Below are 12,080 nucleotides of genomic sequence, written 5' to 3' on the forward strand. Positions count from 1 at the left end.
CGATCGTGTGATCCGCTTCACACGACGCGTTAGGATCCCCTCATGCCGGGGTCCACCGAATCGCCCTTCGCCGTGCCGCCGGGAGTCGATCCCGACGCGCTGGCGCGGGCGCTGCAGGACGCCCACGACTCCTTCCTCTCCACCGGCGCCGTCGACGGGCCGGTCCGCTCGGTGGTCAGCGAGTCGTGGCGGCGCAGCCTGCTCGGCGGGCTAGACCCCGAGCGCGACCTCGCCGCGATCACGCTCGACTCCGCGCGGCTCGAGGAGATCCGCCGCCACCACCCGCTCGCCGCCGGCATGCCCGTGGTGCGGCGGCTCCTCGTCGAGAGCGCGGCCGACGCCGGGCTGCTGGTCGCGGTGAGCGACGCGGCCGGCCAGCTGCTGTGGGTCGAGGGCGCCGCCCAGCTGCGCCGCATGGCCGAGGAGATGAACTTCGTGGAGGGCGCCGACTGGAGCGAGGCCAGTGCCGGCACCAACGCGCCCGGCACGGCCCTCGCGCTCGACCGCGCCGTCTCGCTGCTGGGACCGGAGCACCTGGCCCGACCCGTCACGCCGTGGAGCTGCTCGGCCGCGCCCGTCCACGACCCCGACACCGGTGCCGTCCTCGGCGTCATCGACCTCACCGGCGGGGCCGAGGTCGCCAGCGCGACCAGTCTCGGGCTCGTGCGCGCCACGGCGGCGGCGGTGGAGGCCGAGCTGCGCCTGGAGCGCGTCCGCGGCGCCGCGGCCTCGCGCACGGTCGGCACGCCCGGGGTGCGACGCCCGCGACTCGACGTGCTGGGCGTGCGCGGCGCGGTGCTGCACCACGGCACGACCACCACCCGGCTGAGTGCCCGGCACAGCGAGATCGCCCTGCTCGTGGCGGCCGCCGACCGTGGCCTCACCACGGCCGAGCTGGCGGTCGCCCTGAGCGACGACGAGCTGCCCGAGGTGACGATCCGCGCCGAGCTGTCGCGCCTGCGCCAGGTCCTCGGCGGGCTGCGCCTGGAGTCGCGCCCCTACCGGTTCGCCGCGGCCGTCGACACCGACGTGCAGCGCGTGCGCGACGACCTCGCCGCCGACCGGCTGCGACAGGCCGTGGCGCGCTACCGCGGGCCGATCCTGCCCGACTCGCAGTCGCCCGCGATCGCCGCGGCGCGCGACGACCTCCACCAGCTGGTGCGCTCGCACCTGCTCGTGGGCGACGACCCCGACGCGCTGCTCTCGTTCGCCGACACCGGCCACGGCCGCGACGACTACGAGATCTGGGAGCGCATCGCCCGGGTCCTGCCGGCCTCCTCCCCGCGGTTCGCGCAGGTGGCCGACCACCTCGAGCGGCTCGACGCCGAGCTGGGCTGACCGCGCGTACCTTTCTGCAACGTTGCGCTGCCTACCGTCGGGTCATCGGGTGTGAGCCCCCTCACACCTGCCCCCCCCGACGAAGGAGTCACCGATGGCCGTCTACGCAGCACCCGGCACCGAGGGAAGCGTCGTTTCCTACAAGCCGCGCTACGACCACTGGATCGGAGGCGAGTACGTCGCCCCCGCCAAGGGTCAGTACTTCGAGAACGTCTCCCCGGTCAACGGCAAGGTGTTCTGCGAGGTCGCCCGCGGCACCGCCGAGGACATCGAGAAGGCGCTGGACGCCGCCCACGCCGCCGCACCGGCCTGGGGCCGGACCTCGACCACCGAGCGGGCGAACATCCTCAACAAGATCGCCGACCGCATCGAGGAGAACCTCGAGATGCTGGCCGTCGGCGAGACGTGGGACAACGGCAAGCCCGTCCGCGAGACGCTGGCCGCCGACCTCCCCCTCGCGGTCGACCACTTCCGCTACTTCGCCGGCTGCATCCGCGCCCAGGAGGGATCGATCAGCCAGATCGACGACGACACCGTCGCCTACCACTTCCACGAGCCGCTGGGCGTCGTCGGCCAGATCATCCCGTGGAACTTCCCGCTGCTGATGGCCACGTGGAAGCTCGCCCCCGCGCTCGCGGCCGGCAACGCCGTGGTCCTCAAGCCCGCCGAGCAGACGCCCGCGTCGATCATGCTGCTGATGGAGCTGATCGCCGACCTGCTGCCCGCCGGCGTGCTCAACGTGGTGAACGGCTTCGGCGCCGAGGCCGGCGCCCCGCTCGCGTCCAGCAGCCGCATCCGCAAGATCGCCTTCACCGGTGAGACCACCACGGGCCGCCTCATCATGCAGAACGCGGCGCAGAACCTCATCCCCGTCACCCTGGAGCTGGGCGGCAAGAGCCCGAACATCTTCTTCGAGGACGTCGCGAGCGCGGACGACGCGTTCTACGACAAGGCGCTCGAGGGCTTCACGATGTTCGCGCTCAACCAGGGCGAGGTCTGCACGTGCCCGAGCCGCGCGCTCATCCAGAACTCGATCCTCGAGCAGTTCCTGCCCGCGGCGACCGAGCGCACCAAGCTGGTGAAGCAGGGCAACCCGCTCGACACCGACACGATGATCGGCGCGCAGGCCAGCAACGATCAGCTCGAGAAGATCCTGTCCTACATCCAGATCGGCGTGGACGAGGGCGCCCGCATCATCACCGGCGGCGAGCGCGTCGACCTCGGCGGCGACCTGTCGGGCGGCTACTACGTGGCGCCGACGATCTTCCAGGGCCACAACAAGATGCGCATCTTCCAGGAGGAGATCTTCGGTCCGGTGGTCTCGGTGACCGGCTTCGACGACTTCGACGACGCGATGGGCATCGCCAACGACACCCTGTACGGCCTGGGCGCCGGGGTGTGGAGCCGCGACACCAACACCGCCTACCGAGCGGGCCGGACGATCGAGGCGGGCCGGGTCTGGACCAACTGCTACCACCAGTACCCCGCGCACGCGGCGTTCGGCGGCTACAAGAACTCCGGCATCGGCCGCGAGAACCACTCGCAGATGCTCGACCACTACCAGCAGACGAAGAACCTCCTCGTCAGCTACTCGCCCAACGCCGTCGGCTTCTTCTGATCCCCGTGGAGGCCGAGATGTCACCCGAGTCCGTCGGCTCCTCCCTTCCGACGGCCCGGGTGGCCGTGACCCCGGAGGCGGCGGACCTGCTCCGCCGCCTCCGGGCCGATCACGACCAGCCGCTGATGTTCCACCAGTCCGGTGGATGCTGCGACGGGTCCGCGCCGATGTGCTACACCCGGGGCACCCTGCTGATCGGCGCCGCCGACGTGCTGCTGGGCGAGCTCGAGCCGGGCACGCCCGAGCCGGTCCCGGTGTGGATCTCGGCGGCGCAGTTCGCGTACTGGTCGCACACCCACATCACGATCGACGTCGTGCCGGGACGCGGTGCCGGCTTCTCGATCGAGGGTCCGACGGGGCACCGGTTCATCATCCGGTCGCGGGTCTTCACCGAGGAGGAGACGGCACGGATGGGACCCGTGGTGCGGGGCGGGGTGAGCGGCTGATCCGAGCCGGTCGACCGCGGACCCGTCGGGACCATGAACGACCACCCGTTCGAGGCATTTTTCCCATCAGTCACACGGGGCGCACACGTCCCACGTCGGAAGCCTGAGGAAAGCCTCAGACCCACGGATTTCGACTGTTACGCTCTGCGCCATGGGTGATTTGGGTTACAAGCTGAAGGTCCTGCGGCGCATCGGCATCATCAAGGCGCTCCCGCCGCACAAGCTCATCGGCGCGGCGCGCGTCCTGAAGAAGTGGGGACCGGGCCTGCCGTCCGGCATCAACGCCGCGGCGAAGCGCTACCCCAAGCAGATCGCCATCATCGACGACGCCGGCGAGATCACCTACGAGGACCTCGTCAAGCAGGTGAACCAGTTCACCGAGGTGCTGCGCGAGCGCGGCATCGAGGCGGGCGACTCGGTCGCCGTCCTGGCGCGCAATCACCGCTACCTCGTCATCGCCCTGGTCGCCGTGGTGCAGATGGGCGGTCGCATCCTGCTGCTCAACACCATGTCCAGCCGCGCCCAGCTGACCGACCTGGCCGAGCGCGAGGGCGCCGAGCTGCTCATCCTCGACCAGGAGTTCCTGCCCCTCGTCGAGGACGTCCGCCGCAGCCGCCTGCTGCTCGCCTGGGCCGACGCCGACGCACCCGCCGAGATCCCCTCCATCGAGTCCGTCACGGCCGGCAAGCCCGGCGCCGACCAGCCCGTGCCGCCCAAGCACGGCGAGATGATCATCTTCACCTCCGGCACGACCGGCCTGCCCAAGGGCGCGAAGCGCAAGGAGCCCGAGGACCTCAAGCCGCTGCTGGCCTACTTCGGCGCGATCCCGTACCAGAGCAACTCGGTCGTCGCGATCGGCGCGCCGCTGTTCCACTCGTGGGGCCTGATCAACCTGGGCTTCGGCCTCTCGACGTGCCCCACGTTCGTGCTGCGCCGCAAGTTCATCCCCGAGCAGACTCTGCGCGACATCGAGAAGTACAAGGTGCGCGTGCTGGTGGTCGTGCCGCTCATGCTCCAGCGCATGGTCAAGGCCGACCCGAAGGTGGTCAAGGAGACCGACGTGTCCAGCCTGGCGATCACCGCCTCCAGCGGCTCGGCCCTGGCCGGCGACCTGGCGCTGCACTTCATGGACATGTACACCGACTCCATCTACAACTTCTACGGCGCGACCGAGACCAGCTGGATCACGATCGCCGACCCGAAGGACCTGCGCGCCGCGCCCGGCACCGCCGGCCGCGTCCCGTGGCGCACCACGGTCAAGATCCTCGACCACGACGGCAACGAGGTGCCTCAGGGCGACATCGGCGTGATCCACGTGGTCAACGACATGCCGTTCGGCGGCTACACCGACGGCCGCAACAAGGCGTTCCACTCGGGCCTCATGGACTCGGGCGACCTGGGCTACTTCGACGAGGACGGTCGACTCTTCGTCGCCGGCCGCGACGATGACATGATCATCTCCGGCGGCGAGAACGTCTTCCCGCGCGAGCTCGAGGACTGCCTCGTCGAGCACCCCGAGGTGGCCGACGTGGTCGTCACCGGCATCGCCGACCCCGAGTGGGGTCAGCGCCTGGCCGCCTACGTCGTGCGCAAGGAGGGCAGCGACGTCACCGCCGACGAGCTCGTGCAGTTCTCCAAGGACAACGTCGCCCGCTCGGCCGTGCCGCGCGGCGTGATGTTCCTCGACGAGCTGCCGCGCAACCCCACCGGCAAGGTCATGAAGCGCCAGCTGCCCGCCTTCGAGACCACCGCCTGAGCGCGTGGCGCGACCCGACCTGCCCGCCGTCCTGCGACGGCTGGTCGCGATCGGCCGCTCCGTCTCGTCGTCGGCGCCCTCCGGCGCGTCCGGGCGGGCGCCGTCGGCGCGTCCGGGACGGTCGTCCGGGATCGACCACACGTGGGCCGGCGACCACGACGGCCGCCCCGACCCGGGCGAGATCGTCTGGACGTGGGTGCCGTACGAGGACGACCCCCGCCAGGGCAAGGACCGTCCAGTCCTCATCATCGGTCGCCGCGGCGACGGCTCCCTCGTGGCGCTCCAGCTGACCTCGAAGGACCACGACCGCGACCGGGCCCAGGAGGCGCGAGCCGGCCGCTTCTGGATGGACATCGGCTCGGGCGCGTGGGACGCGAAGGGCCGGCCCAGCGAGGTGCGGCTGAACTGGCTGATCGAGGTCCGCGAGGCCGACGTCCGCCGAGAAGGAGCCATCCTTCCCCGCGGGGTGTACGAACGCGTGCTGGAGGCTGCGCGACAATACCTGCCATGAGCATCGTCGCCCGGGTCGACCGCTTCCAGCGGAAGCACCCGGTCCTCGGATTCCCGATCGCGGTGCTCTACAAGTTCTTCGACGACCAGGGCCCGTACCTGGCGGCGATCATGACGTACTACTCGTTCATCGCGATCTTCCCGCTGCTGCTGATCGCCTCGTCGGTCCTCGGCTTCGTGCTGCAGGACGACCCCGAGCTGCAGGAGCGTCTGCTCGACACGGCGCTCGGCCAGTTCCCGATCGTCGGCGACCAGCTCGGTCGGCCAGAGGGCCTGACCGGCAGCACGACGGCGATCGTCGTCGGCTCGCTCGCCGCGCTCTACGGTGCGCTCGGCGTGGGCCAGTCCACCCAGAACGCGGCGAACGTGGCCTGGGGCGTCCCGCGCAACAGCCGGCCGAACCCGATCGTCATGCGGCTGCGCAGCTTCGTCGTCCTCGGCATCGGCGGCCTGGGCATCGCGTTCATCGCGATCCTGCAGTCCATCGTCGACAACCCCCAGGTCGTCGGCATCGACCACCTGCCCGACCTCGGCTGGGTCATGCGCGTGGTCGGCTTCCTCGTCTCGTGGGGCATCTTCGTCACGGTCTTCAAGCTCGTCAGCCTCAAGCGGGCGTCGTGGCGGTCGGTCCTGCCCGGCTCGCTGTTCTGCGCCCTGGGCTGGCAGCTCCTGCAGTTCGGCGGGGACGCCTACGTGCAGGGCGTCGTCGTGCGCGCCTCGTCGATGAACCAGACCTTCGCGGTCGTCCTCGGCCTCATCGCGCTGCTCTTCCTGCTCACCTCGACCATCGTGATCGGGCTGCAGATCAACGTGGTGCGCCGCCGCCACCTCTACCCGCGCGCGCTGCTGACGCCGTTCACCGACAACGTCGTGCTGACCGCGGGCGACCGCCGCGCCTACGCCCAGTACGCGCGCATGCAGCGGCACAAGGGATTCCAGACGATCTCGGTCGACTTCGACGACGAGGCCTGAGCGTCGCGGGCGCGCCGCGGGTGCCCGCCCGACTAGACTGCAGGGGTCGCATCGAGAGAACGCAAAGGAACGGTCATGCCCACCGGCAAGGTCAAGTGGTACGACCCCGAGAAGGGGTTCGGCTTCCTCAGTCGTGAGGACGGCGAGGACGTGTACGTGCGCTCCGACGCGCTGCCGAACGGCGTGACCACCCTCAAGGCGGGCACGCGCGTCGAGTTCGGCATCGCGGCCGGCCGTCGCGGCGACCAGGCCCTGCAGGTCCGCGTGCTCGACCCGACCCCGTCGGTCTCCCAGGCCCAGGCGCACGCCCGCCGCAAGTCGCCCGAGGAGATGGTCGTCATCGTCGAGGACCTCGTCAACCTCCTCGACGGCCTCGGCGAGGGCTACCGCCACGGCCGCCACCCCGAGGGCAAGCGCGCCCGCCAGGTCGCGCAGCTGCTGCGTCGCCTGGCGACGGATCTCGACGCCTGACGCGTGACGGGCGCGCTCGAGGGCTTCGCCGTCATCGGTGCCCTGATCGCGGTGGGGTACCTCCTCGCGGCGACGGGCGTGCTGGAGGAGTCCAGCCAGGTCGTGCTCGCGCGGCTGGTGTACTTCGTCGCCACCCCGGCCCTGCTGATCGAGATCCTCGGCTCGACGGACCTGGCCACGGTGTTCGGCCCCTGGTTCCTGGTCGCCGCGATCGGCGTCGTGGCGGTGCTGCTCGTCTACGTGCCGTGGGCCCGGTGGCGGGGCCATCCCGGCAAGGACGTGGTCGTGGGCGGACTCGCGTCCTCCTTCGCCAACTCCGGCTACCTGGGCCTGCCGATCGCCGCCTACGTGGCCGGCGACGTCGCCTTCGCGCTGCCCACGATCATGCTGCAGCTGATGGTCATGACGCCGATCGCCGTCACCCTGCTGAGCATGGAGGACGGCCGGCGGGTGACGGTGCGCGGCTTCCTCAAGGCAGGACTGAGCAACCCGATCTCCATCGCCGCGATCATCGGCGTCGCCCTCTCGCTGGGCGAGGTCGACCTGCCGCGGTTCGTCGACGAGCCCATCTCCCTGCTGGGCGCGATGGCGATCCCGTCGGCCGTCCTGGCGTTCGGCGTCGCCCTGCGGTTCGGACCCAGGATCGGGCACGGCAACCGGACGGAGGTGGCCTTCGTGACCGTGCTCAAGCTGGTCTGGCAGCCGCTCGTCACCTACCTCGTGGCGCGGCACGGTCTGGGGCTGGACGCCTACGAGGTCGCCGGCGTCACCGTCATGGCCGCCCTGCCGACCGCGCAGAGCGTCTTCGTCTACGCCGCCCAGTTCGGCCGCGGCGAGGTGCTGGCACGCGACAGCGTCGTCATCACGACGCTCGTGTCCCTTCCGGTGATGGTCCTGCTGGCGGGTCTGCTGGTGCCCTGACGACTGCCGCGCGCCACGGGTCGGCCCTGTTGGTCCGCTCTGGGGCGGTGGGGGACAATCGAGCCATGAGCACGTCGACCTCTCCTGCACGCGCGGCCCTCGACGCCAGCGCCGACGACGGCACGGTCGGCGACCACCTCGGCAGCACCGAGGAGGCGCCCGGCCTCGTCACCGAGCGCTTCGCCTGCCTGCTGCCGGGCTACCGCGGCTGGTACTGGGCCGTCAGCACCTCGGTGCTCGGCGACGAGGTCACGATCAACGACATCGTGCTGCTGCCCGGCGACGACGCGATCGTCGCGCCCGCGTGGACGCCCTACCGCGAGCGCATCCGCCCCGGCGACCTCGGTCCCGGAGACGTCCTGCCGCCCGAGGAGGACGACATCCGTCTCGTGCCCGCGTGGTCCGCGGGCGACGGCGACGGCACCGGCGTGGTCGACCGCCACTACGCGCGCGAGATCGGTCTCGGCCGCGAGTGGGTCCTGTCGCTCGAGGGGCGCGAGGACGCCGCCGAGCGTTGGTACGAGGGCGAGTCCGGCCCCGACGCCCCGATCGCCAAGCAGGCGCCGGGCGTGTGCGGCACGTGCGGCTTCCTGGTCTCGCTCGCGGGCGATCTGTCCGACCGGTTCGGCGTGTGCGCGAACAAGATGGCCAACGCCGACGGCCGGGTCGTCGCGCTCACCCACGGGTGCGGCGCGCACTCGGGCACGCGGCCCCAGCGCTCCGCGTCGGCCTCGAAGCTGCCCGATCCGGTCTTCGACACGACGCGTGCCGAGCTCGAGGACTTCTGAGTCGGTCGTGCGCGGTGCGATGCGGGGCCGGGTGGCCTCAGCTGCGGCGACGCCGACCGACGGGCCGGTCGGTGGACTGGCTGGTCGGGGCGGGTGCCGCGGCCTGAGGCTCCTCCGGCGTGGTCTCCACGAGGGGCGAGGCGATCGGCGACGGGACGTCGTCGGCCGGGATCACGGTCTGCACCGGCGCGGTGGCGGCGCGCTCGGCCAGCATGTCGCGACGGCGCTTGCAGAACTCGATGCCCATGAGGCCCAGTCCCAGTCCGGCGAACGCGGTCCACAGCCACCACGTGCGGCCCTGGTCCTGCAGGTTGCCCCAGAACGGCAGCAGCGCGAGCGCCACGACACCCCAGCCGATCGTGCCGACGGTCATCGTGCGGACGCCGTCGACGTCCATCGGCTCGACCGCGGCGACCCGGTGGGTCGTCTTGCCGAACTCGAGCTCGGTGACCTCGGGACGGCCCAGGTCGGGGATGCGGGAGCGCTTGTCGCGGGCCATGCCTCCACGATAACCCGCCCCCGAGGGACGAAGGTGACCCTGTGAACCCCCGCCACCGCAGGCTGCTGATCCCCGGCCTGCTCATCGCTCTGATCGTCGTGGTCGTGGTGGCCTCGCTCGCCGACCGCGCGGGCGCCGCCAGCGCCGAGCCCGAGGTCGTGCTGAGCGACCCGCGCATCACCGAGTCCAGCGGACTCGCGGTCAGCGCCGAGCACGACGACCTCGCCTACACGGTCAACGACTCCGGCAACGCCGCCGAGGTCTTCGCGGTCGACCTCTCGACCGGCGAGGTCGCCGGCGTCACCACGGTGCGCGCGGACTTCCGCGACGTCGAGGCGCTCGCGCTGCGCGACGGCACGCTGTGGATCGGCGACGTGGGCGACAACCGGCGCGAGCGCGACGACCTCGCGCTCTTCGCGATCGACGAGCCCGGTCGCGCGACCGCCACGGTCGAGCCGCGTCGCTTCGCGGTCTCGCTGGAGGGCGGGCCGGCCGACGTCGAGACGCTGCTCGCACCGCCGGGGTCCGACCTGCTGCAGGTCGTCACGAAGACCGTCGCCGACGCCACGCTCCTGACCCTCGCCGAGGGCGACCTCGATCCCGCCGGGTCCACCGAGTTCGAGGTGACGACCTCGGGCATGCCGCCGCTCGTCACCGACGGCGCCTACTCGCCCGACGGCACGCGCGTGGCGCTGGTGTCCTACGGTGCCCTGTGGTCGATGGACCCCGCGGACTGGAGCCCCGTCGGCAGCGGGTCGCTGCCGCCGCTCGAGCAGTCCGAGACCGTGGCGTTCGTGTCGGACGACGCGGTCCTCGTGGGCAGCGAGGGCGAGGCCTCGCCGCTGTACCGACTCGACCTTCCGGTGTCCGAGGTCGCGGCCGACCGCGTCGCGACGGTGGCCACCTCGACGCCCGAGCCGACTCCGTCGGCCGAGCCGGCCGCCACGTCCTCGGAGCAGTCCGAGGGGTTCGCGATCGACCTTCGCACGCTCGTGGTGGGCGGGATCGGCCTCGCCGCGGTGCTGGCGCTGGCGGTCCTGTTCGTGGCCCGGCGGGGGCGGTCGAGGGCCTGACGCCGAGCGCTACGGTGAGGCCATGAAGATCGCGCTGGGAGACAGGTCACCGCAGGTCCACGAGTCGGCGTTCGTCGCCCCCAACGCCACGTTGGTGGGCTCGGTCGTCCTCGAGGAGGGGTCGAGCGTCTGGTACGGCGCGGTCCTGCGGGCCGACAACGAGCCGATCACGATCGGTCGCGGCAGCAACGTGCAGGACAACTGCGTCTTCCACGTCGACCAGGGCAAGCCGCTGACCCTCGGCGAGGGCGTCTCGGTGGGCCACGGCGCGATCATCCACGGCGCCACCGTCGGCGACCACGTCCTGGTGGGCATGGGTGCCACGATCCTCAACGGCGCCGAGATCGGCGACGAGTGCCTCATCGCCGCGAACGCCCTCGTGCCCCAGGGCGCCGTCATCCCGCCGCGCTCGCTCGTGGCCGGTGTCCCCGGCAAGGTGCGCCGCGAGCTCACCGACGACGAGGTCGCCACCTTGCACCTCAACGCCGCGATCTACGAGGAGCACCGCGAGCTCCACCGCGACGCGACGGTCGTCGACTGAACCCAGTCAGCCGAGGCGCTCGACCACGTGGTCGAGGCAGCGCGTGAGCGCGGAGACGTCGTCGGGGTCGATGGCGGGGAACATCGCGATGCGCAGCTGGTTGCGGCCCAGGCCCCGGTAGCCGGCGACGTCGACGATGCCGTTCTCGCGCAGGGCGGCGACGACGTCGGCCGCGGCCACGCCCTCGAGGTCGATCGTGCCGACGACGAGCGAGCGGTCGGCCGGGTCGGGCACGAACGGCGTCGCGTACGAGCTGGCGTCGGCCCACGCGTAGAGCCGCTGCGACGACTCGGTGGTGCGCGAGACGGCCCAGTCGAGACCGCCGCTCTCGTTCAGCCAGCGCACCTGCTGGTCCATGAGGAACAGCGTGGCCACGGCGGGCGTGTTGTAGGTCTGGTCCTTCAGCGAGTTGTCGATCGCCGTGGGCAGGTCGAGGAAGCCCGGGATGTGCCGGCCGGACTCCTTGATCCGCCGCGCCCGCTCCATCGCGGCGGGCGACATGAGCGCCACCCACAGGCCTCCGTCGGAGGCGAAGCCCTTCTGCGGCGCGAAGTAGTAGACGTCGGTCTCGGCCACGTCCACGGGCAGACCGGCCGCGCCCGAGGTGGCGTCGACCAGCACCAGCGCGCCGTCGTCGATCCCCTCGGGCCGTCGCACCGAGGTCATGACGCCGGTCGAGGTCTCGTTGTGCGCCCACGCGTACGCGTCGACGCCCGCCGTCGCGTGCGGCTCGGGGTGCGTGGAGGGGTCGGACTCGACGAGCTCGGGGTCCTCCAGGAACGGCGCCGCAGCGACCGCCCGCGCGAACTTGGCGGTGAACTCGCCGTGCACGAGGTGCTGACTGCGCCGCTCGACCAGACCGAACATCGCGGCGTCGAAGAACGCGTGCGAGCCGCCGACGCCGAGCACGACCTCGTACCCGTCGGGCAGCGAGAACAGGTCGGACAGGCCGGACCGGACGCTGCCGACGAGCGACTTCACCGGCGCCCCGCGGTGCGAGGTGCCCAGGAGGGAGGTGCCGGTGGCGGCCAGGGCGTCGAGCGCCTCGGTGCGCACCTTCGAGGGACCGGAGCCGAAGCGGCCGTCGCGGGGGAGGAGCTCGTCGGGGATCTGCACGGCGTCATTCTCGCAGGAGGCCCGGGAACGA

Annotated in this window: 13 protein-coding genes; 11 read left to right on the forward strand and 2 right to left on the reverse strand. The window is 71.6% G+C overall.

Going from position 1 to position 12,080, the window contains the following annotated elements; genetic code table 11:
• Positions 1 to 42 precede the first annotated feature (42 nt).
• The 9 genes from O3S82_RS02345 (at position 43) to O3S82_RS02385 (ending at position 8,820) form a co-directional block, all read left to right on the forward strand.
• Positions 43 to 1,338 carry a GAF domain-containing protein gene (locus O3S82_RS02345; RefSeq protein ID WP_269305229.1) on the forward strand — a complete coding sequence of 432 codons (1,296 nt, stop codon included), beginning with the start codon at positions 43 to 45 and terminating at the stop codon, positions 1,336 to 1,338.
• Between the two features lie 94 nt (positions 1,339 to 1,432).
• On the forward strand, positions 1,433 to 2,956 hold the full coding sequence (gene exaC, locus O3S82_RS02350; RefSeq protein WP_179426479.1) for an acetaldehyde dehydrogenase ExaC: 1,524 nt from the start codon (positions 1,433 to 1,435) through the stop codon (positions 2,954 to 2,956).
• A gap of 17 nt (positions 2,957 to 2,973) precedes the next feature.
• Positions 2,974 to 3,402, forward strand: coding sequence for a DUF779 domain-containing protein (locus tag O3S82_RS02355; RefSeq protein WP_179426477.1), 429 nt, complete (start codon positions 2,974 to 2,976; stop codon positions 3,400 to 3,402).
• A gap of 151 nt (positions 3,403 to 3,553) precedes the next feature.
• On the forward strand, positions 3,554 to 5,158 hold the full coding sequence (locus O3S82_RS02360) for an AMP-binding protein (RefSeq protein WP_269305233.1): 1,605 nt from the start codon (positions 3,554 to 3,556) through the stop codon (positions 5,156 to 5,158).
• Positions 5,159 to 5,162: 4 nt separating this feature from the next.
• Complete coding sequence (locus tag O3S82_RS02365; protein WP_269305235.1) at positions 5,163 to 5,669, forward strand: type II toxin-antitoxin system PemK/MazF family toxin; 507 nt, start codon at positions 5,163 to 5,165, stop codon at positions 5,667 to 5,669.
• Positions 5,666 to 6,640 carry a YihY/virulence factor BrkB family protein gene (locus tag O3S82_RS02370; RefSeq protein WP_269305237.1) on the forward strand — a complete coding sequence of 325 codons (975 nt, stop codon included), beginning with the start codon at positions 5,666 to 5,668 and terminating at the stop codon, positions 6,638 to 6,640. Before O3S82_RS02365 ends, O3S82_RS02370 begins: the two co-directional genes overlap by 4 nt.
• 75 nt (positions 6,641 to 6,715) lie before the next feature.
• Positions 6,716 to 7,111: a cold-shock protein gene (locus tag O3S82_RS02375; RefSeq protein WP_179426469.1), complete on the forward strand. Its 396-nt coding sequence runs from the start codon at positions 6,716 to 6,718 to the stop codon at positions 7,109 to 7,111.
• Positions 7,112 to 7,114: 3 nt separating this feature from the next.
• Positions 7,115 to 8,032 (forward strand): AEC family transporter, encoded by a 918-nt coding sequence (locus O3S82_RS02380; RefSeq protein ID WP_269305239.1) that lies wholly within the window; start codon positions 7,115 to 7,117, stop codon positions 8,030 to 8,032.
• Positions 8,033 to 8,097: 65 nt separating this feature from the next.
• Positions 8,098 to 8,820 carry a DUF3027 domain-containing protein gene (locus tag O3S82_RS02385; protein WP_269305240.1) on the forward strand — a complete coding sequence of 241 codons (723 nt, stop codon included), beginning with the start codon at positions 8,098 to 8,100 and terminating at the stop codon, positions 8,818 to 8,820.
• 37 nt (positions 8,821 to 8,857) lie between these two features.
• Here O3S82_RS02385 and O3S82_RS02390 read toward each other — a convergent pair whose 3' ends face one another.
• The gene (locus tag O3S82_RS02390) at positions 8,858 to 9,319 is read right to left on the reverse strand and encodes a hypothetical protein (protein WP_269305242.1); all 462 of its coding nucleotides are present in this window, start codon (positions 9,317 to 9,319) and stop codon (positions 8,858 to 8,860) included.
• A gap of 41 nt (positions 9,320 to 9,360) precedes the next feature.
• On the opposite strand from O3S82_RS02390, the gene O3S82_RS02395 reads away from it, so the two are divergent.
• Together O3S82_RS02395 and O3S82_RS02400 are read left to right on the forward strand one after the other, a co-directional pair.
• Complete coding sequence (locus tag O3S82_RS02395; protein WP_269305244.1) at positions 9,361 to 10,392, forward strand: hypothetical protein; 1,032 nt, start codon at positions 9,361 to 9,363, stop codon at positions 10,390 to 10,392.
• A 22-nt stretch (positions 10,393 to 10,414) separates the two neighbouring features.
• Positions 10,415 to 10,933, forward strand: a complete 519-nt coding sequence (locus O3S82_RS02400) for a gamma carbonic anhydrase family protein (RefSeq protein WP_269305246.1) — start codon at positions 10,415 to 10,417, stop codon at positions 10,931 to 10,933.
• A gap of 6 nt (positions 10,934 to 10,939) precedes the next feature.
• Here O3S82_RS02400 and serC read toward each other — a convergent pair whose 3' ends face one another.
• On the reverse strand, positions 10,940 to 12,049 hold the full coding sequence (gene serC, locus O3S82_RS02405) for a phosphoserine transaminase (RefSeq protein ID WP_269305248.1): 1,110 nt from the start codon (positions 12,047 to 12,049) through the stop codon (positions 10,940 to 10,942).
• Positions 12,050 to 12,080 lie beyond the last annotated feature (31 nt).

It is taken from the genome of Aeromicrobium sp. HA, assembly GCF_027171405.1.
GTDB lineage: Bacteria > Actinomycetota > Actinomycetes > Propionibacteriales > Nocardioidaceae > Aeromicrobium > Aeromicrobium tamlense.

Excerpts from the sequence above, each read along its gene's own strand:
- O3S82_RS02355 (WP_179426477.1), top strand. The coding sequence starts at position 2,974 with ATGTCACCCGAGTCCGTCGGCTCCTCCCTTCCGACGGCCCGGGTGGCC.
- O3S82_RS02400 (WP_269305246.1), top strand. The coding sequence starts at position 10,415 with ATGAAGATCGCGCTGGGAGACAGGTCACCGCAGGTCCACGAGTCGGCG.
- O3S82_RS02385 (WP_269305240.1), top strand. The coding sequence starts at position 8,098 with ATGAGCACGTCGACCTCTCCTGCACGCGCGGCCCTCGACGCCAGCGCC.
- O3S82_RS02370 (WP_269305237.1), top strand. The coding sequence starts at position 5,666 with ATGAGCATCGTCGCCCGGGTCGACCGCTTCCAGCGGAAGCACCCGGTC.
- O3S82_RS02345 (WP_269305229.1), top strand. The coding sequence starts at position 43 with ATGCCGGGGTCCACCGAATCGCCCTTCGCCGTGCCGCCGGGAGTCGAT.
- exaC (WP_179426479.1), top strand. The coding sequence starts at position 1,433 with ATGGCCGTCTACGCAGCACCCGGCACCGAGGGAAGCGTCGTTTCCTAC.
- O3S82_RS02375 (WP_179426469.1), top strand. The coding sequence starts at position 6,716 with ATGCCCACCGGCAAGGTCAAGTGGTACGACCCCGAGAAGGGGTTCGGC.
- O3S82_RS02390 (WP_269305242.1), bottom strand. The coding sequence starts at position 9,319 with ATGGCCCGCGACAAGCGCTCCCGCATCCCCGACCTGGGCCGTCCCGAG.
- O3S82_RS02360 (WP_269305233.1), top strand. The coding sequence starts at position 3,554 with ATGGGTGATTTGGGTTACAAGCTGAAGGTCCTGCGGCGCATCGGCATC.